The 20,395-nt window shown below is 66.3% G+C and carries 21 protein-coding genes and 4 tRNA genes; 16 read left to right on the top strand and 9 right to left on the bottom strand.

Annotation, left to right across the window (positions count from 1 at the left end; translation table 11 throughout):
* Nucleotides 1-22: 22 nt before the first annotated feature.
* From OH799_RS21125 to OH799_RS21110, 4 genes are all read right to left on the bottom strand, one after another.
* Nucleotides 23-4,192 (bottom strand): molybdopterin-dependent oxidoreductase, encoded by a 4,170-nt coding sequence (locus tag OH799_RS21125; RefSeq protein WP_406266772.1) that lies wholly within the window; start codon nucleotides 4,190-4,192, stop codon nucleotides 23-25.
* A 115-nt stretch (nucleotides 4,193-4,307) separates the two neighbouring features.
* Nucleotides 4,308-5,018, bottom strand: coding sequence for a demethylmenaquinone methyltransferase (locus OH799_RS21120; RefSeq protein WP_406282321.1), 711 nt, complete (start codon nucleotides 5,016-5,018; stop codon nucleotides 4,308-4,310).
* A gap of 85 nt (nucleotides 5,019-5,103) precedes the next feature.
* On the bottom strand, nucleotides 5,104-6,246 hold the full coding sequence (locus tag OH799_RS21115) for a glycosyltransferase family 4 protein (RefSeq protein ID WP_406266769.1): 1,143 nt from the start codon (nucleotides 6,244-6,246) through the stop codon (nucleotides 5,104-5,106).
* 83 nt (nucleotides 6,247-6,329) lie between these two features.
* Nucleotides 6,330-6,785, bottom strand: coding sequence for a DUF3592 domain-containing protein (locus OH799_RS21110; protein WP_357260224.1), 456 nt, complete (start codon nucleotides 6,783-6,785; stop codon nucleotides 6,330-6,332).
* 39 nt (nucleotides 6,786-6,824) lie between these two features.
* Between OH799_RS21110 and OH799_RS21105 the strand changes: the two genes are divergently transcribed.
* On the top strand, nucleotides 6,825-7,331 hold the full coding sequence (locus tag OH799_RS21105) for a DUF2505 domain-containing protein (RefSeq protein ID WP_406266766.1): 507 nt from the start codon (nucleotides 6,825-6,827) through the stop codon (nucleotides 7,329-7,331).
* 86 nt (nucleotides 7,332-7,417) lie between these two features.
* Here the strand turns inward: OH799_RS21105 and OH799_RS21100 are convergent, their stop codons facing one another.
* The 3 genes from OH799_RS21100 to OH799_RS21090 are packed head-to-tail and all read right to left on the bottom strand — an operon-like array spanning nucleotide 7,418 to nucleotide 9,631.
* Nucleotides 7,418-7,855 (bottom strand): VOC family protein, encoded by a 438-nt coding sequence (locus OH799_RS21100; RefSeq protein ID WP_406266763.1) that lies wholly within the window; start codon nucleotides 7,853-7,855, stop codon nucleotides 7,418-7,420.
* A 59-nt stretch (nucleotides 7,856-7,914) separates the two neighbouring features.
* Nucleotides 7,915-8,343, bottom strand: coding sequence for a helix-turn-helix transcriptional regulator (locus OH799_RS21095; protein WP_406266760.1), 429 nt, complete (start codon nucleotides 8,341-8,343; stop codon nucleotides 7,915-7,917).
* Between the two features lie 16 nt (nucleotides 8,344-8,359).
* Nucleotides 8,360-9,631 carry a geranylgeranyl reductase family protein gene (locus tag OH799_RS21090; RefSeq protein ID WP_406266757.1) on the bottom strand — a complete coding sequence of 424 codons (1,272 nt, stop codon included), beginning with the start codon at nucleotides 9,629-9,631 and terminating at the stop codon, nucleotides 8,360-8,362.
* 184 nt (nucleotides 9,632-9,815) lie between these two features.
* Between OH799_RS21090 and OH799_RS21085 the strand changes: the two genes are divergently transcribed.
* A complete protein-coding gene (locus OH799_RS21085) occupies nucleotides 9,816-10,910 on the top strand; it encodes a polyprenyl synthetase family protein (RefSeq protein WP_406266754.1) in 1,095 nt (364 codons plus the stop codon).
* Between the two features lie 309 nt (nucleotides 10,911-11,219).
* The gene (htpX, locus tag OH799_RS21080) at nucleotides 11,220-12,101 is read left to right on the top strand and encodes a zinc metalloprotease HtpX (RefSeq protein ID WP_357260238.1); all 882 of its coding nucleotides are present in this window, start codon (nucleotides 11,220-11,222) and stop codon (nucleotides 12,099-12,101) included.
* A gap of 10 nt (nucleotides 12,102-12,111) precedes the next feature.
* On the opposite strand, the gene OH799_RS21075 is transcribed toward htpX, so the two are convergent.
* Nucleotides 12,112-12,576: a MarR family winged helix-turn-helix transcriptional regulator gene (locus tag OH799_RS21075; RefSeq protein ID WP_406266751.1), complete on the bottom strand. Its 465-nt coding sequence runs from the start codon at nucleotides 12,574-12,576 to the stop codon at nucleotides 12,112-12,114.
* Between the two features lie 125 nt (nucleotides 12,577-12,701).
* Between OH799_RS21075 and OH799_RS21070 the strand changes: the two genes are divergently transcribed.
* Nucleotides 12,702-13,727, top strand: coding sequence for a nitroreductase/quinone reductase family protein (locus OH799_RS21070; RefSeq protein ID WP_406266747.1), 1,026 nt, complete (start codon nucleotides 12,702-12,704; stop codon nucleotides 13,725-13,727).
* Here OH799_RS21070 and OH799_RS21065 read toward each other — a convergent pair.
* A complete protein-coding gene (locus tag OH799_RS21065; protein WP_327110379.1) occupies nucleotides 13,718-14,209 on the bottom strand; it encodes a YajQ family cyclic di-GMP-binding protein in 492 nt (163 codons plus the stop codon). The genes OH799_RS21070 and OH799_RS21065 overlap by 10 nt on opposite strands.
* Nucleotides 14,210-14,382: 173 nt before the next feature.
* On the opposite strand from OH799_RS21065, the gene OH799_RS21060 reads away from it, so the two are divergent.
* The 12 genes from OH799_RS21060 to OH799_RS21005 all read left to right on the top strand — a co-directional run bounded on the left by OH799_RS21060 (nucleotide 14,383) and on the right by OH799_RS21005 (nucleotide 20,384).
* Nucleotides 14,383-14,465 (top strand) — tRNA-Tyr (locus tag OH799_RS21060).
* Nucleotides 14,466-14,860: 395 nt separating this feature from the next.
* Nucleotides 14,861-14,933, top strand: a tRNA-Thr gene (locus OH799_RS21055).
* An 84-nt stretch (nucleotides 14,934-15,017) separates the two neighbouring features.
* Nucleotides 15,018-15,093, top strand: a tRNA-Met gene (locus OH799_RS21050).
* A 41-nt stretch (nucleotides 15,094-15,134) separates the two neighbouring features.
* On the top strand, nucleotides 15,135-15,305 hold the full coding sequence (gene rpmG / locus OH799_RS21045; protein ID WP_011211653.1) for a 50S ribosomal protein L33: 171 nt from the start codon (nucleotides 15,135-15,137) through the stop codon (nucleotides 15,303-15,305).
* 184 nt (nucleotides 15,306-15,489) lie between these two features.
* Nucleotides 15,490-16,557 (top strand): fused (3R)-hydroxyacyl-ACP dehydratase subunits HadA/HadB, encoded by a 1,068-nt coding sequence (locus OH799_RS21040; RefSeq protein WP_406282318.1) that lies wholly within the window; start codon nucleotides 15,490-15,492, stop codon nucleotides 16,555-16,557.
* A gap of 222 nt (nucleotides 16,558-16,779) precedes the next feature.
* Nucleotides 16,780-16,852 (top strand) — tRNA-Trp (locus tag OH799_RS21035).
* A gap of 108 nt (nucleotides 16,853-16,960) precedes the next feature.
* Complete coding sequence (gene secE, locus OH799_RS21030) at nucleotides 16,961-17,362, top strand: preprotein translocase subunit SecE (RefSeq protein WP_406266743.1); 402 nt, start codon at nucleotides 16,961-16,963, stop codon at nucleotides 17,360-17,362.
* Between the two features lie 118 nt (nucleotides 17,363-17,480).
* Nucleotides 17,481-18,260: a transcription termination/antitermination protein NusG gene (gene nusG / locus OH799_RS21025; RefSeq protein ID WP_406282316.1), complete on the top strand. Its 780-nt coding sequence runs from the start codon at nucleotides 17,481-17,483 to the stop codon at nucleotides 18,258-18,260.
* A 95-nt stretch (nucleotides 18,261-18,355) separates the two neighbouring features.
* Nucleotides 18,356-18,790: a 50S ribosomal protein L11 gene (rplK, locus tag OH799_RS21020; protein ID WP_040870318.1), complete on the top strand. Its 435-nt coding sequence runs from the start codon at nucleotides 18,356-18,358 to the stop codon at nucleotides 18,788-18,790.
* Nucleotides 18,791-18,913: 123 nt separating this feature from the next.
* Nucleotides 18,914-19,627: a 50S ribosomal protein L1 gene (gene rplA / locus OH799_RS21015; protein ID WP_406266741.1), complete on the top strand. Its 714-nt coding sequence runs from the start codon at nucleotides 18,914-18,916 to the stop codon at nucleotides 19,625-19,627.
* Between the two features lie 140 nt (nucleotides 19,628-19,767).
* The gene (locus tag OH799_RS21010) at nucleotides 19,768-19,974 is read left to right on the top strand and encodes a hypothetical protein (protein WP_406266738.1); all 207 of its coding nucleotides are present in this window, start codon (nucleotides 19,768-19,770) and stop codon (nucleotides 19,972-19,974) included.
* Nucleotides 19,965-20,384 carry a PIN domain nuclease gene (locus tag OH799_RS21005; protein WP_406266735.1) on the top strand — a complete coding sequence of 140 codons (420 nt, stop codon included), beginning with the start codon at nucleotides 19,965-19,967 and terminating at the stop codon, nucleotides 20,382-20,384. Before OH799_RS21010 ends, OH799_RS21005 begins: the two co-directional genes overlap by 10 nt.
* Nucleotides 20,385-20,395: the final 11 nt, after the last annotated feature.

The raw sequence follows: 20,395 nt of genomic DNA, 5'->3' as shown, positions 1-20,395 counted from the left end.
CTGGTTCGTCTGCGCGCAGAACTCAGTAGACGTCGCGAACGTAACGCTTTTCGGCGACCAGCTGCTTCCTGAAGGCGAGAGCGCTGTCCTCGTCGAGTTTGCCGTGAATGCGGGCGATCCTCAGCAGGGCTTCGTCGACGTCCTCGGCCATGCGGCCGGCGTCGCCGCAGACGTAGAAGTGGGCGCCGTCGCACAGCCAGGACCACAGTTCGGCGCCGTGCTCGATCATGCGGTGTTGCACATAGATCCGCTCTCGCTGGTCGCGGGAGAAGGCGAGGTCGAGCCGGGTCAGGAAGCCGGAGCGGAACATGTCCTCCAGCTCGGCGCGGTAATAGAAGTTCTGTGCCGCGTGCTGATCGCCGAAGAACAGCCAGTTGCGCCCGGTGCAGCCCAGCGCCCTGCGCTCCTGGAGGAAGCCGCGGAACGGTGCGATGCCGGTGCCCGGCCCCACCATGATCATCGGTGCTGTCGGGTCGGTGGGCGGGCGGAAGTGCGGTGCCCGCTTCAGGAAGATCGGCACGGCCGCGTCCGCGACTTCGGCGCCTGCCCGATCGGCGAGGAACGTTGAGCACACCCCGCCTCGCCGGGCCGCTGAACCGGTGGCCGCCGGATCTCCGTAGCGCACAATGCCGACAGTCAGCTGCACCTCGTCCGGGCTGACCAGTGGGCTCGACGAGATCGAATACTGGCGCGGTTGCAGCTTCTTCAGCGTGCCGAGCCACTCCACCAGGTCCGCGCGCACCGGGAAATCACGCAGCACATCCACGGCCTGGCGGTCCCACAGGTAGTTTTCCAGCTCGTTCCGATTGTCCCTGCGCAGCAGTTTGGCGAGCTGGTTGCTGTGGTTGCGGTCGGCGAGGAACCCGAGCAGATCCTGGCTCACCTTGGTGATGTCGTAGTGCGTGCGCAGCGCCGCGGCGAGCGGCAGCTCGCGGTCGTCGACGTCGATGACGCGGCTGCCGTCCAGCCCGGTGGCCGCGAGCCATTCGGTGACGAGCGACGAACAATTCACCGGCCAGACACCGAGTGAATCGCCCACCTCGTAGCCGGCGTCGAGCCCGTTCACATCGAACCCGAACTGTCGCACTTCTTTCGGTGAACGGCCTCCGGACAGCAGGTGATTGCGCACCAGCGGCGCGCGCAATGGAGCAGCGCGGGTGAACGGCGTGGGCTTGGTGCGGGTGCGGTCGAGTGCCGGGGCGGCGATCGGCAACTCCATGGTGGCAACTCCGCCTGCGCGGCTCGTCGGGCGCCCGGTCCGCGCCGGCGGATCGGTGGGGCAGCTGGGTGGACCGTCGCCGAACGTGGCGAGCACGTCATCGAGCCAGCTCGCCGCCGCGTCCTCGTAGTCGGGTTCGCTGTCGACGCGCACAAGCAGCCGCGTCGCACCGAGTTCGGCGAACTTCTCGTCCAGTTTGCGGCCGTACCCGCAGAAGTCGCGGTAGGAGGAGTCGCCTAGGGCGAACACCGCATACCGCACGTCTGTCAGCCGAATCGCGCTCTCGGCCAGCCGGTCCCAGAAATAGGTGCCGTTGTCCGGCGGACCGCCGTCGCCGAAGGTGCTGCTGATCACCAGCACGTCGCCGCTCACCGCGCTCGGCTCGCAAGAATCCAGGTCGAGCAGCCTGGGTCGGAAACCATCCTCGGCCAGGCGCGCCGCGGCACGCGCGGCGAATTCTTCCGCGGTGCCGGTCTGTGACGCCCACAGCACGGTGATCGCGCCGCCGTCCGGGTCGCTCGTCTGGGGCGCCGAGTTTGCCGAGCCGCGCGAGTACATTCCGGCCAGCAACCCGTCGATCCAGAGCCTGCTGTGCGCCGACATCGGAGCCGACTCCGGAAGGACCGGCTGACCGGTTACCGGAATTGTTTGCAGCGCAGCCAAATACCCGCTCATGTAGATGTGTTCTGTCTCGCTGAGCGTGGGCGGGGTCGCACTGTCGAGGCCGAGCACGGCCGCCAGCGGGTGCGCCGATGGTGCCCCGGGAAACGCGGCCGGAGCCTCCGGCACGGCCGCGACCCGACGCAAGGCCACCGCACACACCTTGAACTCAGGCTGTAGCGACACCGGGTCGACCGCGTCGTTGGTGACCGCGTTGATGGTCAGGTATTCACCCTGCTCGTCGTTCCAATGGAACGGAACGAAGCAGTCACCCTGGCGAACCCGGTCGCTGACCTGCACCGGCAGGACGGCTCTCCCGCGGCGTGAGGCGATCTCGAGCTGGTCTCCCGCGCGCAGACCGAGTCGCTCGGCATCGGCGGGGTGCACCTCGACGAACGGCGTGCCGTTCAGCTTGGTCAGCTTGTCGATCTTGCCGGTCTTGGTCATCGTGTGCCACTGGTGTTGCACTCGGCCGGTGTTGAGCAGGAAAGGGTAGTCGTCGTCCGGCATCTCCTCCGGCAACATGTGCGGGCGTGGCCAGAACACGGCTCGGCGGCTGGGCGTGGCGAAGGCAAGCCGGGGCCGATGCCCGTTCTCGTCGACGAAAAGATCTTGGCTGACACCGTCGTTCAGGTATCGGATCGGGTTTCGTCTGTGTTCGGGCTCCGCGCAGGGCCACTGCATCGGCCCTTCGCGCAGCGCCTCGTAGCTCATACCGCGCAGGTCGTAGCCGGTGGACGGGTTGGCGAACCGGCTGATCTCCGCGAAAACATCCGCGCTGGAGGGGAAGTCGAAGCCGGGGAACCCCATGGCGGTGGCGATGTCGGCGATGAGCCGCCAATCGGGCCGGGCGTCGCCGGTCGGTGGGACCGACTGCCGCAGCAGGGTGAGGCTGCGTTCCGAATTCACCATCACGGAATCGGCTTCCGCCCACAGTGTGGCGGGCAGCAGCAGGTCGGCGTAGGCGTTGGTCGCGGTCTCGGTGTAGGCGTCCTGGGCGATCACCAGTTCGGCGGCTTCCAGTCCCGCGATCACCGTCTTCCGATTCGACACGGTGGCGACGGGGTTGGTGCAGATTATCCACGCCGCCCGGATCTTCCCCTCGGCCAGCCCGCGGAACATCTCGATCGTGCCAGGCCCGGCCTCGGTGCGCAGCGTGCCGGGTTCCAGACTCCACGCGGTTTCTACGAACGTGCGGTCGGCGGGAGAGAGCAGGCTGCGCTGGCCGGGCAGCCCCGGCCCCATGTAGCCTATCTCGCGTCCGCCCATGGCGTTCGGCTGCCCGGTGAGCGAGAACGGACCGCTGCCCGGACGGCAGATGGCGCCGGTGGCCAGGTGGAGGTTGCACAACGCGTTGGTGTTCCAGGTGCCGTGCGTCGACTGGTTGAGTCCCATCGTCCACAGCGACATCCATTCGCCCGCCTCGCCGATCCACCGGGCGGCGGTACGGATGTCGGCTTCGGCTAGTCCGGTGATCTCGGCGACCCGCTGCGGCGGGTAGTCGGCGAGGAATTCGGGCATCGCGTCCCAGCCTTCGGTCTGGGCGGCGATGAATTCCACATCGATGTCGCCGTTGTCGACCAGCAGATGCAGCAATCCGTTCAGCAGCGCGAGATCCGTGCCCGGCGCGATCTGCAGGAAGAGGTCGGCCCGCGCGGCGGTATCGGTGCGGCGTGGGTCGACCACGATCAGCTTCGCACCCGCTTCTAGTCGCTCGGCCATGCGCAGGAAAAGGATCGGATGACAGTCGGCCATGTTGGCGCCGATCACGAAGAACAGGTCGGCGTGCTCGAAGTCGTCATAGGAGCCGGGCGGCCCGTCCGCGCCGAGCGACTGCTTGTAACCGGTCCCTGCGCTGGCCATGCACAGCCGCGAGTTCGCCTCGATGTGCACAGTGCGCAGGTAGCCCTTGGCGAGTTTGGTGGCGAGGTACTGCGCCTCGAGCGACATCTGCCCCGAGACGTACAGTGCGATGGCGTCCGGACCGTGCTCGTCCAGGATGGCCCGCAGCCGAGTCGCCGCCTCGTGCACGGCCTCGTCGACCGGAAACGGCACCGGGACTTGGCCGCGTTCGGAACGTCGGTAGGCGGTCTCCATGCGTCCGGTGGTGCGCATCAACTCGGCGTGCGTCGCCCCCTTGGTGCACAGCCTTCCCGCGTTGGCCGGGTGCATTTTGTCCCCGCTGACCTTGGCGATCACCGGATGACCCGCGTCGCCGGGCGCGGTCTGCACCGTGATCCCGCAGCCGACGCCGCAGTACGAGCACGCCGTTCGGGCGGTGCCGCCGCTGCGGCTCGTCTCTGCGTCAGACATGTCTCCGATCATGCTGACCGTCGATTGCGCCGGATTTACCCCGCGTTATCGGCAGGTGACATTCCTCCTCACCGTGAAACAACCTGCTGGTGAGGTGTGATCGGAGTCTGGCGGATCAGCCGAGTTTGTACGCCCGATGCAGGGCAACGACGCCGCCGGTGAGGTTACGCCATTTCACCGACGACCAGCCGTTGGCGGCGATCCGCATCGCGAGCTGGCGCTGATTCGGCCACGCCCGGATGGATTCGGCGAGGTAGACGTACGCGTCGGGATTGCTGCTGACGGCGCGCGCCACCTTGGGCAGCGTCTTCATCAGGTATTCCATGTAGGCCGTGCGGAACATCGGGGCGACCGGTGTGGAGAACTCGCACACCACCAGTCTGCCGCCTGGCTTGGTCACCCGGAGCATCTCACGCAGCGCGAGATCGCTGTCGACGATGTTGCGGAGCCCGAACGAGATGGTCACCGCGTCGAACGAATCGTCGGCGAACGGCAGCGCCATCGCGTCGGCCGCCACCATCGGCACCCGGCGGAACCGGCCAGCTGCGAGCATGCCCTGTGAGAAGTCGGCGGCGAGGCACCACGCGCCGGATTTCCGCAGCTCCAGAGTGGACACACCGGTCCCGGCCGCGAGGTCGAGCAGCCGCTCGCCCGGCCGTGGCGCGAGTGCCCTCCGGGTCGCCCAGCGCCAGTAGCGATCCTGACCCCCGGAGATCACCGTGTTGGTCAGGTCGTATCGCCGCGCGACACCGTCGAACATCGACGCGACCTCGTGCGGCTGCTTGTCGAGCGAGGCCCGATTCGATTGCGTTTTCGCCACGCCCATGACATTAACTTGCCCTCTGAGACGCACCCAGCCTGGCACGACGAGTGATCAATCACGTCGCGCGCGCCGCGGTGGCAAGCAGGGTTCAGGCCGTATGCGGCAACCGAATTCGCGTTCCGGCCACATCGGCGTAGTGCCCTATCAGCTCCGTGCAGACGGCGGGCCAGGTGCGAGGCAGCACCGACTTCCTGCCGGCCTTGGCGAACCTGCTGCGCAGCGCGGGATCGCGCAGCGCCGCGACGGCGCTCGGTAACAGCTCGCGAAACCGGTCCACCGGGAGGAGGTAGCCGTTGCGGCAGTGCGCGATCAGATCACGCGGACCGCCCGCGTCGGGGCCGATCACCGGGACGCCCGAGGCCAGCGCCTCTTGCACGCCCTGGCAGAACGTCTCGTGCTCGCCGGCGTGCACCATCACGTCCAGGCTCGCGTATGCCCGCGCCAGGTCGTCGCCGCCGAGCTCCCCGGTGAACACGGCGCTCGGCATCATGCGGGCCAGCCGTCGCCGCTCCGGCCCGTCGCCGACGATCACCAGCTGGATGTCGGGATCGGCTCCGAGCACTGAAAGCCGTTCGATGTGCTTCTCGGGCGCGAGCCGCCCCACGAAGCCGACCAGCAGCTTTTCCCGCCCACGGTGCCAGGTGTCGCGTAACCGCTCGGACCGGGCCGTTGGCGTGAAGCGGGCGATATCCACCCCGCGGCCCCACCGGTGCACGCGCGGGATACCATGCCCGGCCAGGTCCTCGGCGGCGGTCCTGGAGGGGGCGAGAGTGCGTGTGGCGCTCTCGTGGATGCGTCGCGTCCAGCCCCACGCCGCCCGGCTCGCCATTCCCAGGCCATAGCTCTTGGCGAACCCGGCGACATCGGTCTGATACACCGCGACCGTCGGTAGGTCCAAGCGCAGCGCCGCGGCGAGACCCCCGGCGCCGAGCAGGAACGGTGAGGCCAGGTGCACCACATCGGCGTCGAAGTCGGCGATGGCCGAGACGATGCCCGGCTGCGGCAGCCCGACCGGTAGGGAACTGACCTTGGGCACCATCAACGCGGGCACCCGGTACACCGGAAAGCGCTCATGCGTGCGCGGGGCGGGCGGGAGGCCGCGCGGGGTGTCCGGCGCGATGACCATCGCGTCGTGGCCGTGCCGGTCCAGGTGCTCGAGCACCCGCAGCACGGAATTGACGACGCCGTTCATATTCGGCAGAAACGACTCCGCGACGATCGCTACACGCACTCTCCCAGCCTGACCGCCACATCGCACCGCGCCGCCACATCAGTGTGAAGGGCACGGAAAGTTCCGGCGAACTCCTCGGAGCGTCAGCCCACCGACGCGGGTCTGCGTCGGCCCGCGCGGATGACCAGCCACAGTGCGGGGAGCACGAGCAACCAGACCGCGACGAGGACCGAAAGGGCCGGTGGTATGGCGACACGCACGTCGCGGCCTTCCACGCGCACCAGGTCGGGGTCGCTGCGGCTGTACTCCACGCGGATACGCTCCCCCGCGGTCAGGTTGGTCGGATACAGGACGCCGACCTTCGGATTGTGCGTCTCGCCGTCCGGAGTGACGTACATGACCGCCGACCGCAGCCGCCCCGCCGAGAGCACCTCGGCAGTGGTGCTGCCCTTGTCGGAGCTGATCAGATAGTCGTTGCGCCACGCGGCGAGCACCAGCAGCGCGACGAGCACGCTGACCACCGTCGCGGCGGTCAGTACCCCGATCCTGGCCCGCCGCAGGCGGATCGACCGGCCTGCGGACTGGCTGGTTTCCGACACCGCCACAGGCTACCGACCGGCTCGGCTACGGTGACGGCCATGTCCCGAAAATTCAGCTTCACCGTGTCTTACACCGTCCCGGTCGAAGATCTCCACCGGGCACTCACCACCGACGACGTCTGGCGGGCGCGCTTCGCCGAGTCCGAGACCGCGACCATCGACCTGTCGCATCCCGCCGGCGCGGGAACCATCCGCATCCACATGACCGAAAAGGCCCCAGGTGAGAAAATTCCCGGCCTTGTACGCAGAGTGCTCAAGAGCGAGCTGACCTTCTTCCGCACCGACAACTGGCGCGCACTCGATGGCGATGTGGCCAAGGGCACCTTCGAGGCCAGCAGCGGCGGGATCGATACCGAGATGTCCGGTACGTACGAACTGCATTCCACCGCAGAGGGTTCCGAGATCGAGGTGGCCGGCACCGTGCGGGTCAAGGTGCCCGTGGTCGGCAGAGCCATCGAGCCGCTCGCCGAGCAACTGCAGCACCGGGCCCTCGACGGCGAGCGCAGATTCATCGAAGAGTGGTTCGCGGCTCGGCAGAACGGCTGAGCGTCTCGGGAACTTCGCTTGTCGCCCCAGCACGAGTCAGGCTCTGTTTTCTGGGCGCGTGCCGGGGCGGGGCGTATGGGCGCAAGTTATGCGAAGTCGTCCGGGGAGTACTCCTTCCTCTCCACCAGCACCAGCCAGTTTCCCGAGTTGTCCCGGATGACCGCTTCCGTCCCGTATGGCCGCTCGGCGGGCGGCTGGATGAACTCCACACCCTTGGCGGTGAGCTCCTCGAAGGTCTTCTGGCAGTTCTCGGTCCGCAGGCCGAGGGAGCCGTGCGTGCCGTTGGCCAGCGCGCGCCGGACCGCCTCGGCGTAGTTCTCCTCCAGCGGCGGGCCCGGGATCATCAGCGTGATCTCCAACTCCGGATGCGCGGGATGCGCGACGGTGACCCAGCGGAAGCCGTTGTCGCCCATCGTGACATCGGCGGTCTCGACGAATCCCAGTTTGTCGAGGTACCACTGCTTGGCTTCGTCCTGATCCGTGACGTACACCGTGACCAAGGACACATTCGTAATCGTCGTCATGCGACCAGGCTATGGCGGGCGTCCGGCCCGGCGCTTCTCCGAAATTGCGGTGTCGTCCTTCAGGTGGGCGGCTTGCGATCCGACAGGCCGTGCATGAAGACGAAACAGCCTGGAATACGCGGGGCGCCGTCGGCGAACTTCGCCTGATACTTCGAGGGTGTGACCCCGACCAGTTGGCGAAACTTGCTGCTGAACGAGCCAAGGCTGCTGTAGCCGACCAACATGCAGACCTCGGTGACGGTGAGGTTCGTCGCGCGGAGCAGATCCTGTGCGCGCTCGATGCGTCGCTCGGCCAGATACGCGGCCGGGGTCAGGCCGTACACCGCGGCGAAAGCGCGCAGGAAGTGATATTTGGACACCCCTGCGGCCGCCGCCAACCCGTCCAGGTTCAGCGGATCCGCGTAGTGACGGTCCGCGAGGTCTCGAGCTCGGCGCAGGTGCGGAAGCAGGTACAACGTCGGTAGTCCCCGCGCTGGTTGGGCGCCCATAGTGCCTACCCCTGTCCTATGCGAACGGTTGCAGTTCGTCGAAGCGCAGGGACGTCCTGCCCGCGGCGCGCCAGGCCCGCGCGGTCAGGTCCACGTCCTCGTCGGTCACCAGGTTGCCCATCACTCGAACAGCGGTGCGCTGCAAGTACTTCGAGCGCATCACCGGAGGCCCGCCCACCGGAACCATGCGGGGATGGGTCGCCAGCCCCGCGATCCGGCGCGCGACCGAGAAAGTGCGGCCGTAGCGAGTCCGCAGCAGCTGCGGCCAGATCGCCGTGAAGTCCGGCTCGTCCAGCAGCTCGGCCAGCATGTGACCGCCCTCCAGGCCGTAGTCGATCCCTTCACCGTTGAGCGGGTTCACACAGCCCGCGGCGTCGCCGACCAGCACCCAATTGCCCCCGGCGACGTGCGAGACCGCGCCGCCCATGGGCAACAGCGCCGAGGCCACCGCGCGCAACGAACCCTCGAACTGCCATTCCTCCCTGCGCAGCATCGTGTAGTGCGCCAGAAGCGGCTTGAGCGCGATATGCGAAGGCCGCTGCTGGGTTGCCAGCGACCCGACGCCGATATTGACTTCGCCGTTGCCGAGCGGGAAGACCCAGCCGTAGCCGGGGACCAGGTCGCCGGAGGCATCGCGCAACTCCAGATGCGAAGTGATCCACTGGTCGGCGCTGCGACCGGACTTGATGTAAGCACGGGCCGCGGTGCCGTAGGCATACTGCCGGTGCCAGGTGCGTCCGAGCAGGCGCCCGACCGGCGAGCGCACGCCGTCCGCGACTACCAGCGTCCGGCATGCGATTGTCCGGATGCCGTCGGCGGTGCGCACTGTCACCCCCGTGACCCGGTCGCCTTCGCGGGTGACATCGACCGCCTTGGTGCCGTCGAGCATCCGCGCACCGGATTTCACCGCGGTCTCCCGCAGCTTGTCATCGAGCTCGGTGCGCGGAACGGCACTTCCGTATGTCGGGAAGGACCCGCCCGGCCAAGTCAGGAGAGCCTCGCGTCCGAAGCCGGTCATACGGAGACCATGGTTGACGGTGTGTGCGCGCACCCAGTCGCCGAGGCCGAGATGTTCCAGTTCGGCGGTCGCGCGCGGGGTCAGGCCGTCACCGCAGGTCTTGTCCCGAGGAAAGACGGCGGAGTCGACCAGTAGCACGTCCCGGCCCGCCCGCGCGGCCCAGGCAGCCGAAGCCGATCCGGCCGGGCCCGCGCCGACGACCAGCACCTCCGCCTCGGTGGGCAACGCGTCTCGGTCGCCGCCTGCGGGAGTGACTTCCGGTGAACCCATGGGCTCAATACTCGCAGGGCAGTCTCCAGCACGTCGACGCGGTCACGGCGCGTCCGATCGATGACCACGGACGAAGGTGTGCGAAAGTGTCTGATCCCCCGCAGAGTGACGGTGTTCATGGGCCATCTGCCGGGGACACGCTAGGTTCTCTACCGTGGGGTCGGACGCATCGCTGGGAGAAGAAATGAGCACATCGGCCATGAGCGAGCGCAGCGAGCGAAAAATAGGCACAGCGCGCGGGGCGCACGACGGAAGCGACCGTCAGCGAGCTGAAGTCGAACTGAGCACTGTGGTGGCCGGGGTCGATCTCGTCGACATCGAGCTCGCCGCGACGGTGCGTGACGGCCTGGACCAGGTTGAGAAGCTCTTGGTCGACGAGCTGTCCGACGGCGAGGATTTCCTGCTGGAAGCCGCGCTGCATCTGACCAAGGCGGGCGGCAAGCGATTCCGGCCACTGTTCACCATCCTCACCGGGCAGCTCGGCCCACGCCCGAGCGATCCCGCGTTGATCACGGCGGGCACCGTCGTCGAACTGGTGCACCTCGCCACGCTGTACCACGACGACGTGATGGACGAGGCGCCGATGCGCCGCGGCGCATCGAGCGTGAACGCGCGCTGGGGCAACAGCATTGCCATCCTTGCGGGGGACTACCTGTTCGCGCACGCCTCTCGGCTCACATCGACACTCGGGCCCGACGCGGTGCGCATCATCGCCGAGACCTTCGCCGAACTGGTGACCGGTCAGATGCGCGAGACCATGGGCGCCCGCACATCCCAGGACCCGGTCGAGCACTACCTGCGTGTGGTGTGGGAGAAGACCGGTTCGCTGATCGCCGCCTCCGGGCGATTCGGCGGCACCTTCTCCGGGGCCGACGCCGAGCATGTCGAGCGGCTGGCCCGCCTCGGCGACGCCGTGGGCACCGCCTTCCAGATCTCCGATGACATCATCGACATCTCCTCGGCCTCCGAGCAGTCCGGCAAGACTCCCGGCACCGATCTCCGCGAGGGCGTGCACACCCTGCCGGTGCTGTACGCGCTGCGTGAAGAGGGAGCCGAAGGCGACCGCTTACGCAAGCTGCTCGCCCGCCCACTGGAGACCGACGACGAGGTCGAGGAGGCGCTCGAGCTGCTCGCCCACTCCCGCGGCATGGTGCTGGCCAAAGAAAGGCTGCAAAGTTTCGCCGACATCGCATACACCGAGCTGTCCGTGCTGCCAGGTGGCCCGGCCAACGACGCGCTCGAGCGGCTGGTCCGCTACACCATCGATCGCGTGGGCTGAATATTCGGCCGTGCGGGCGCGCTCGTGAGGTTCGCGCTGTGTGGGCTCGGAGGGGTGCGGTGATGCGTGGGTGGCCAGGTGAGATTTGCGCTTTGTGTTCTGGGAAGGTGCTGTGCCGGTAGGTGGCGTGGGAATCCGCAGTGTGGTTCGGAGCTGGGCCGTGGTGGCTCGGAGGTGTTTCGAGCCGCGAATGTGATGTGTGGTCGGAGTGGTGCAAGGTGTGGCCGCGCCGGAACTCAGTCCGGGGCTTCTGTCGTTGAGTTGCTGTAAGGGCAACTCGGTGAACGGGGGAGTTGGCAAGGGAGACTTATGCACGGGCACGGGTATGCGAACGGACTGAAGACCTTCGGGCTGATGGTCGGCCTGTCGGCGTTGATCGTGTTCGCGGGTGCACTGTTCCGCAGCCCGACGATCCTGGTCTTGGCGATCCTGCTGGCGGTAGGTATGAACGCGTACGCGTACTTCAACAGCGACAAGATCGCGTTGAAGGCGATGCATGCGCAGCCGGTCAGCGAGCTGGAGGCGCCGGTCATCTATCGGACAGTGCGCGAGCTGGCTACCGCCGCACGTCAGCCGATGCCGCGGCTGTACATCAGTCCGACCAACGCGCCCAACGCCTTCGCCACCGGTCGTAGTCCCCGGCATGCCGCGGTTTGCTGCACCAGCGGCATCCTGCAGATCCTCGATGAGCGAGAGTTGCGCGCCGTGCTCGGCCATGAGCTCTCGCACGTCTACAACCGCGACATTCTCATCTCCTCGATCGCCGGCGCGCTCGCGGCCGTCATCTCCGGCCTGGCCAACTTGGCCTTCTTCGCGTCCATGTTCGGCGGTAACCGCAATGGTGAAGCCCCGAACATCCTGGGGGTGCTGCTGATATCGCTGCTCGGCCCGATCGCCGCGACCCTGATCAAACTGGCCGTTTCCCGCTCGCGTGAGTACCAGGCCGACCAGTCCGGCGCCGAGCTCACGGGTGACCCGCTGGCCCTCGCCTCCGCTCTGCGCAAACTGGAGCGCGGCGTCCAAGCAGCTCCGCTGCCGCCCGAGCCACAGCTGACAGCGCAATCGCACCTGATGATCGCCAACCCCTTCCGCGCCGGCGAGCGGGCCGCGCGCTGGTTCTCCACGCACCCGCCCATGGCCGACCGCATCGCCCGCCTCGAGGAGATGGCGGGCGGTCCGCGCCGCTACTGAGACCCGCTCGTCATTCGTCCGCGGCGAGCTCTTCTTCGTAGGCGCGGAACGTCTCGACGAACAACTGCCGCTGCTCCGGCGTCAGCGGTTCCAGCACCGTCCGCCAGGCTCGTGCACTGCGGCCCAGCCACTTGTGCACTGATTTCTCGTGCGCGGGTGCGATGCCGACAATGGTGCGCCTGCGATCGTCAGGATCCGCGCCGCGCTCGAGCACGTCCTGTTTGCTCAGTTCGCCGACCATGAGGCTCACCGTCGTCGGCGCCACCTCCAGGCGTGCGGCGAGGTCGGTCACCGTGGTCGGACCGTCGAACACCAGGTTGGCCAGCAGCGACAGGTGCCGCGGTGCCAGCGAGAACGATTCCAGCTCCTTCGGGACGCCCAGCTTCTTCGCTCGTCCGACCACCCTCGGCATGAGAAGCAGCAGGGTGCGGATGCCCTCGTCGACACCAAGTCCCGTCCGCTCTTCGGTTGACATACCGCACACCTTTCAATAATCTTTGCTTGCAAAGATATTTTGCTTGCAAAGCAAAATTGCGCTCAATCATCAGGCTATAACCAGCCGTCGCAGCGTGCGCGCGGCACCACGAAGGGGCGTCGGACATGACCGATCCGGAGCAGATCAGGCCAGGCGAATTCAACCGGGCGATCATCGCGGAGTTCCGTGCGAACGGGGGGAAGGTCGGCGGGATGTTCGAAGGAGCGCCGCTCATGCTGCTCACCACAATCGGCGCCCGCACTGGTCGCCCGCACACCGTGCCCGTGGTCTACCGCCGCGACGCAGATCGCCTTCTGGTGTTCGGCTCCAACGCCGGCGCCGACACTCATCCGGCCTGGTTCTATAACCTGCGGGCGAATCCGGAGGTCGCCGTCGAGATCAGCGCGGAGCAGGGGATCGAGACCTACACCGCGAACGCCTCGATCCTGGAGGGTGTGGAACGTGATCGCGCCTATGCCGCGCAGGCGAGCGACGACGTTGCGTTCGACGCCTATCAGGCGGCGACCGACCGAGTCATCCCGGTGGTCGCGTTGCGTCCCCTCGCTCGCCCCGGACTGGGCAGGCGTCGCTTTTTGGTGAGCGCAGGCGCGACCGCGACGATCGCGGCGGGTATCGGGGGCGCGCTCGCGGTATCCGGCTCGCCCGAATCGGCCACCCGGCAGCGCGCCGTGGCGATCGGCGACCATCTGCGGCAGGTGCACGCGCAGCTGCGCCGCGATCTCGCTACCGTCCGAGCCGGTCTCGACAGACATTCGAACGCACCGGACGTCGTCGCGAAACCGACTCTGCCGCAGGAGCTGCGCACGCACTGCGCCGCGTTCTGTAGTGCGCTGCACGAGCACCACACCAGCGAGGACGGCGTTTTTCCCGCGCTGGTCCGCCTGCATCCCGAGCTGGCGCCCGTGGTGGACCGGCTGCAGCGCGAACATGGTGTCGTGGCCACAGCGCTGACGGAGCTACGCGAGCTGCTCGACACCGGAGAGTCTGGAGACGCGGCTCGGTTGCGCACCGAATTCGACCGCCTCGCAACAGAATTGGAAAACCACTTCAGCTACGAGGAAGACACGCTTGTCGAAACCCTGAACGCGGCGGACCCAGCCGCGTTACGACCCGATAGCGGTCAGCGGTAGTTGACGAACTGCAGCGCGATGCCGAAATCCTCGCTCTTCAACAGGGAGATGACGGCCTGCAAGTCATCGCGCTTCTTGCTGCTCACCCGCAGCTCCTCGCCCTGGATCTGCGCCTTCACGCCCTTCGGCCCCTCGTCGCGGATCTTCTTGGAGATCTTCTTCGCATGCTCTGCGTCAATGCCCTGCACCAGCGAACCGGTGATCCGGTACACCTTGCCGGACGCGGCGGGCTCGCCCGCGTCGAACGCCTTCAGCGAGATGTCGCGGCGGATCAGCTTCTCCTTGAAGACCTCCAGCGCGGCCTTGACGCGCTCCTCCGCCTCGGCGGTGAGCACGATCTTGTCCTCGCCGGACCATTCGATCGACGCGCCGGTTCCGCGGAAGTCGTAGCGGGTGTTGAGCTCCTTCTCCGCCTGATGCAGGGCGTTGTCGACCTCCTGCCGATCGACCTTGCTCACAACATCGAAAGACGAATCAGCCACACTGCGCTCCTGTCCTGACGGTCCGACGGGTCATTGCAACCGGAGGTTTCCGGCCATCGTCAGTTCTACCCGGAGACCCGAGGTTAGTCGCCCGGCATGGCCGATAGCCAGCCGGTTTGCATTAGGGGTGCGGGTTCGATGTATTCTGCTCAGCGCGCAGAACAAGCGTGAATGGCAGGTTGCCCGAGCGGCCAATGGGAGCAGACTGTAAATCTGTCGGTGAAAGCCTACGTAGGTTCGAATCCTACACCTGCCACTTCGTTCGCTAGGTGAGCCCTGTACGCACAAAGCGCGTACAGGGCTCACTTCGTCTGTTTTGTGGGGTGCAACCCCCACGCCCCGCCCGGTGGGGCTTTGCCCCCCGGACCCCCCTTCGAGTGGTTGCGTTGGTCACGCCGGTGTGGGTGTGGGTGTGGTTACGGCTCAGGTTGGTGTAGGTACCGGGCTTGCGTCGGTGTGTGTTACCCCCTCCGGCCTGTCGCTGTCGTGTTCGCTCGGCTGATGAATTTCTGTCTCGAATATGCTGGGTACGCGGCCGAAATCACCGCTTTGACCACGCGGTTTGGTGGTGCGACCGGTGAGTGTGTAACCTCGTTCAAGACTTCGCCGCGCTGAGGTCGGGCTTTTGGAGTTCGGTGCGGCAGCAGTCATGCCCCCTTAGCTCAGTCGGCAGAGCGTTTCCATGGTAAGGAAAAGGTCAACGGTTCGATTCCGTTAGGGGGCTCGCCGGATTGCCGGTGGTGACCGACTCGGCATCGCTCCTCTAGTTGCGGGAGTTGGGCGCGGCACCACGACAATGCGACGCCGTGGCGGTGTAGCTCAGTCGGTAGAGCAAACGACTCATAATCGTTGTGTCGCCGGTTCAAGTCCGGCCATCGCTACCACAACCGATTAAGCCCATCAGGTACCGGAAAGAAGGCATATCGTGGCCGCGAAGTCCACCGATGTCCGGCCAAAGATCACCTTGGCCTGCGAGCAGTGCAAACACCGCAACTACATCACCAAAAAGAACCGGCGTAACGACCCGGACCGGCTGGAGCTGAAGAAGTTCTGCCCGAACTGCGGCACGCACCGGGCGCACCGCGAATCCCGCTAGTCCTCCACGCGTGAACTACCGCGTGGTGTAAGGCCGGGAGTCACATCCCGGTTATCTCGGGCCGTGGCACCGCGAGGGCCGGACATAAGTCCGGCCCTGACGCATTTTCACGGTGTGGGTGCGGTGGTGAGCGCTCCGCAGACTCCGGGTGACGGGGTCAGATAGGTACAGTCCTCCCGTGACAATCAACACCGGTACATACGAAGCGGTCCAGACGGGCGAGGCATTCGATCCCGCGGCACACGCCGCGCAGATGGTCGGTCACCACTACCGCGTCGACGACTACTACGAGGTCGGCCGTGAGAAGGCGCGCGAATACGCGCGCGCTGTGCAGGACTACCACCCGGTGCACTGGGACGAGGACGTCGCGCAGGAGTACGGCTACGACAACCTGCTCGCGCCGCTCACCTTCATCTCTTTGGTCGGGATTCTGGCCCAACGGAAGCTGTTCGAAGAGGTCGTCACCGGTTACGACCTCAGCCAGATCATGCAGACCGACCAGATCCTCGAGTTTCACCGCCCCATCAAGGTCGGCGACCAGCTCACCTGCGACGTCCACTTGCACTCGTTCCGGCAGGCCTTCGGCGGCGACATCATCGTCACCAAGAACATCGTCACCGCGCAGAACGACGAGCTGGTGCTCACCACCTACACCACACTCGTCGGCCGCAGCGGTGCCGACATCGACCCCAACCTCAACGCCGCCGTCCGCAACGTCCTCATGCACGGCATCGGCGAAGAGGCGCCGGGCCACCACCCACGCAGCACTCCGCCTTTCGCCGCGCCGCCCGCGCCGGCCCCGGTGGTCCCCGCGGTGGTGCCCACCAGGCACGCGATTCGGTTCGAGGATGTCTTGGTCGGCGACGAATTGCCCCCGCGCACGGTCCGGCTCACCCGCGGCGATCTGGTGAACTACGCGGGCGTCTCGGGTGATGCCAACCCGATCCACTGGAGCGACGAGGTCGTAAAGCTGGTCGGCCTGGACAACGTGGTCGCACACGGCATGCTCACCATGGGCCTCGGCGGCGGTTTCATCACCTCGTGGCTCGGTGATCCCGGCGCGGTCAAGGAATACAACGTGCGCTTCACCAGCCCGGTCTACGTGGGTACCGAGGAGGCCGCCGAGGTCGAGTACACGGGTAAGGTGAAGTCGGTCGATCCGGAGACCAAGACCGCGGTCGTCGCGATCGTTGCGAAGTCGGCGGGAAAGAAGATCTTCGGCCGCGCGACCGCGACCGTGCAGCTGGCCTGACCTGGTCCGGCGACCCTGATTGGCTAATGTTGCGCACGGTGACGTAGACTCAGGTTTCTGGGGTCACCAGCCGCTGCGCGCTGCTCTGTAGGGCTGGTTCCAGGCGGTCTGTGAGGATCGCCGACGGGGCCGGCAACTGCCGGAGTGGCGCGCGTGTTGTGTGACACCAGTGCACAACTGAATATCGAACAGAGGTTGGGACAGCCGACACCGTCCAACCGAAGGGGCGTAGCTCAACTGGCAGAGCAGCGGTCTCCAAAACCGCAGGTTGCAGGTTCAAGTCCTGTCGCCCCTGCCCTGGATGCCAGCGACGAGAGAGGATCGACGTGAGTGAGCGTAGCGAGCGAGCCATTGGCACAGCGCGCATCACGCACGCCGACGACGAGCGCAGCGAGGAGAAGGCGTGAGCGACGAGCGGGACACTCGCCACGGCGCGCATACGGCCGACGATGGCGATGACACCGCCGCAGCGACTCGACCGAGCGGCAAGCGGTCCGCCCGGCGGACCCGCAGTGCCTCGCCCTCGCAGATCGACAATGGCGGGGTCGCCACACTCGACCGGCCGTCGCGGAAGGCAGCCAAGACAACCGATCGGGCCGAACGCAAGAAGTCGGGTAATCCGTTCAAGCGTTTGATCAGGTTTCTGCGTGAGGTCATCGCGGAACTGCGCAAGGTGATCTGGCCCAACCGGAAGCAGATGGTCACCTATACGAGCGTTGTTCTGGTGTTCGTGATTTTTATGGTCGCGTTCATCAGCGGGTTGGATCTGGCGTTCATCAAAGGTGTCAACTGGCTGTTCGGCTAGCTGAACCACGCCGACGCCGGTAGCCGATCCCGGGGCGGACACGGGCGGAAGCATTTCGCCGCGCGCCCGGCCCGGCACGCAGAGGATGTACGTGACGACACAGGAAGCGAGTGCCCCAGTGAGCACCCCGGAGAACGACACACACAACGAGTTCCCGGTCGACGACGCGGTGGCCGAGCCCACCGACTCCGTCGAGGAGTTCGCGACCGAGGAGACCGTGGTCGAGGAATCGGAGCCCGCTGAATCCGCCCCCGCCGCTCCTGTCGATGCCGAGCCCGCCGACCCTGTCGCCGAGATGAAGGCCGCGCTGCGGCGTGCCCCCGGCGACTGGTATGTCATCCACTCGTACGCGGGCTATGAGAACAAGGTGAAGGCCAACCTCGAGACCCGTGTGCAGAACCTGGACCTCGAGGACTACATCTTCCAGGTCGAGGTGCCGACCGAAGAAGTCACCGAGATCAAGAACGGTCAGCGCAAGCACGTCAATCGCAAGGTCCTCCCCGGCTACATCCTGGTCCGGATGGAGCTCAACGACGAGTCGTGGGGCGCGGTGCGCAACACCCCTGGTGTCACCGGATTCGTGGGCGCCACCTCCCGTCCGTCGCCGCTTTCCATCGACGACGTGGTGAAGTTCCTGGTCCCAGCCGCGCAGCAGCAGAAGAAGCCCGCCGCCGCGGCAAGCGCTGACGCCACCGGCGGCGACATCGCGCCGAAGCCGGTCATCGAGGTCGACTTCGAGGTCGGCGAGTCGGTGACCGTGATGGACGGCCCATTCGCGACGCTGCCCGCCAGCATCTCCGAGGTCAATGCCGAACAGCAGAAGCTCAAGGTGCTCGTGTCGATCTTCGGTCGCGAGACCCCGGTCGAGCTGGCGTTCACCCAGGTCGCGAAGATCTAGACCAGTTCCGACAGCGGCGGGGTGAATCTGCCCGGTCGAAGATCCAACACCACGACTTGCAAAGAGCAAGGACAACAAACACCTAGGAAAGAAAGATGCCCCCCAAGAAGAAGAAGCTCGCCGGGATCATCAAGCTTCAGATCCAGGCCGGCCAGGCGAACCCGGCCCCTCCGGTCGGGCCCGCGCTCGGTCAGCACGGCGTCAACATCATGGAGTTCTGCAAGGCGTACAACGCCGCGACCGAGTCGCAGCGTGGCAACGTCATCCCGGTCGAGATCTCGGTGTACGAGGACCGGTCCTTCGACTTCAAGCTGAAGACTCCGCCTGCCGCCAAGCTGCTGCTCAAGGCCGCGGGTGTGCAGAAGGGCTCGGCGGAACCGCACCGTCTCAAGGTGGCCAAGGTGACCATGGACCAGGTCCGCGAGATCGCCAAGACCAAGCAGGAAGATCTGAACGCCAACGACGTCGAGCAGGCGGCCAAGATCATCGCGGGCACCGCGCGTTCGATGGGCATCACCGTCGAAGGCTGAGTTCGGCGTCATAGCGGATTCGATCTGGGATCCCGGCTGCTCATCGGGAGTCGAGATAGCACACGTGGGAGGGCCGGCCAGGCCCGACAACCACATCTGAACACCGACAAGGACACAGACAAAATGGCAAAACGAAGCAAGGCGTATCTCGCCGCGGCCGAGAAGGTCGATCGCGACAAGCTGTACTCCCCGCTCGCCGCGACGCGGCTGGCCAAGGAGACCGCCACCACCAAGACCGACGCGACCGTCGAGGTCGCCGTGCGTCTCGGTGTGGATCCCCGCAAGGCCGACCAGATGGTCCGTGGCACCGTCAACCTCCCGCACGGCACCGGTAAGACCGCCCGCGTCATCGTGTTCGCAGCGGGAGAGAAGGCCGCCGAGGCCGAGGCCGCCGGTGCGGACGCTGTCGGCGCCGAGGACCTGATCGAGCGGATCCAGGGCGGCTGGTTGGACTTCGACGCCGCGATCGCCACCCCGGACCAGATGGCCAAGGTCGGCCGCATCGCGCGTGTCCTCGGCCCGCGCGGTCTGATGCCGAACCCGAAGACGGGCACGGTCACCAACGACGTGACCAAGGCCGTCAACGAGATCAAGGGCGGCAAGATCAACTTCCGCGTCGACAAGCAGGCCAACCTGCACTTCGTCATCGGCAAGGCGTCCTTCGGCGACACCGAGCTCGTGGAGAATTACGGTGCCGCGCTGGACGAGATCCTGCGTGTCAAGCCGTCGACCGCCAAGGGCCGCTACGTCAAGAAGGTGACGGTCTCGACGAACACCGGACCGGGCATCCCGGTGGACCCGAACCGCACCCGCAACCTCCTCGACGAGGACGCGTAGCCAGCACCTGAGGAACACCGCAACGGCGGGGACGCGATCGCGTCCCCGCCGTTGCGCGTCCAACGGACGGAGAATTGGATATCAGATTGGCGTAACGGCAGATATCCATGTACCCTTATGTGAGATATGGGGAGGCTGTCGTGGCGAAGACCAGTGTTGACGTAGATATGGCGAAGTTGGATCGCGTAAAAGAGATCCTCGGTACCGATACACTCCGCGACACGATCGATGCCGCATTCCGCGAGGTGATTCGGATCGACTCCGTACGCAGATTGGTGGATTTGGCCGCGCAGGGGGCGTTTTCGACTCTGCTGGAACCCGACGTCGAGGAACGTCTGTGGGGGTGACTCGCTATCTGGTCGATAAGAGTGCGCTTGCGCGGCTTCATTTGACGCCAGTGCGAGACGTGCTCGTCCCTTTGATGGACCGCGCGCTGGTCTGCATGTGTGGGGTCACCGAGCTGGAGATGCTCTACTCGGCCCGTAACAGCGATGACCGGGCGCGTATCAGGGCGACACTTCATGAATCCCTCGAGTGGGTGGACACTCCGGATGATCTCTGGGGACGAGCGTCCGACCTTCAGGCACTGCTCACCGCCAAGGCTCAACATCGATCCGCATCGATCGCCGATCTGGTTGTCGCGGTCACGGCCCAGGCGCATGGATTGGCAGTTTTGCACTACGACAACGACTTCGACACCATTGCGGCACATACCGGGCAGCCGACAACATGGGTCGTGTCAGCTGGGGCAGTCTGAGCGATCGGCGG

This window comes from Nocardia sp. NBC_00881, assembly GCF_045207455.1.
In the GTDB taxonomy this organism is placed as follows: Bacteria; Actinomycetota; Actinomycetes; order Mycobacteriales; family Mycobacteriaceae; genus Nocardia.
Note: the sequence above shows the minus strand (reverse complement) of the source record. Positions and strands in the feature narration are given on the sequence as shown.

What these genes read in the sequence shown, in the direction of transcription:
- OH799_RS21125 (WP_406266772.1), bottom strand. Translation starts at nt 4,192, where the DNA reads ATGTCTGACGCAGAGACGAGCCGCAGCGGCGGCACCGCCCGAACGGCG.
- OH799_RS21120 (WP_406282321.1), bottom strand. Translation starts at nt 5,018, where the DNA reads ATGGGCGTGGCGAAAACGCAATCGAATCGGGCCTCGCTCGACAAGCAG.
- OH799_RS21105 (WP_406266766.1), top strand. Translation starts at nt 6,825, where the DNA reads ATGTCCCGAAAATTCAGCTTCACCGTGTCTTACACCGTCCCGGTCGAA.
- OH799_RS21100 (WP_406266763.1), bottom strand. Translation starts at nt 7,855, where the DNA reads ATGACGACGATTACGAATGTGTCCTTGGTCACGGTGTACGTCACGGAT.
- OH799_RS21095 (WP_406266760.1), bottom strand. Translation starts at nt 8,343, where the DNA reads ATGGGCGCCCAACCAGCGCGGGGACTACCGACGTTGTACCTGCTTCCG.
- OH799_RS21090 (WP_406266757.1), bottom strand. Translation starts at nt 9,631, where the DNA reads ATGGGTTCACCGGAAGTCACTCCCGCAGGCGGCGACCGAGACGCGTTG.
- OH799_RS21085 (WP_406266754.1), top strand. Translation starts at nt 9,816, where the DNA reads ATGAGCACATCGGCCATGAGCGAGCGCAGCGAGCGAAAAATAGGCACA.
- htpX (WP_357260238.1), top strand. Translation starts at nt 11,220, where the DNA reads ATGCACGGGCACGGGTATGCGAACGGACTGAAGACCTTCGGGCTGATG.
- OH799_RS21075 (WP_406266751.1), bottom strand. Translation starts at nt 12,576, where the DNA reads ATGTCAACCGAAGAGCGGACGGGACTTGGTGTCGACGAGGGCATCCGC.
- OH799_RS21070 (WP_406266747.1), top strand. Translation starts at nt 12,702, where the DNA reads ATGACCGATCCGGAGCAGATCAGGCCAGGCGAATTCAACCGGGCGATC.
- rplK (WP_040870318.1), top strand. Translation starts at nt 18,356, where the DNA reads ATGCCCCCCAAGAAGAAGAAGCTCGCCGGGATCATCAAGCTTCAGATC.
- rplA (WP_406266741.1), top strand. Translation starts at nt 18,914, where the DNA reads ATGGCAAAACGAAGCAAGGCGTATCTCGCCGCGGCCGAGAAGGTCGAT.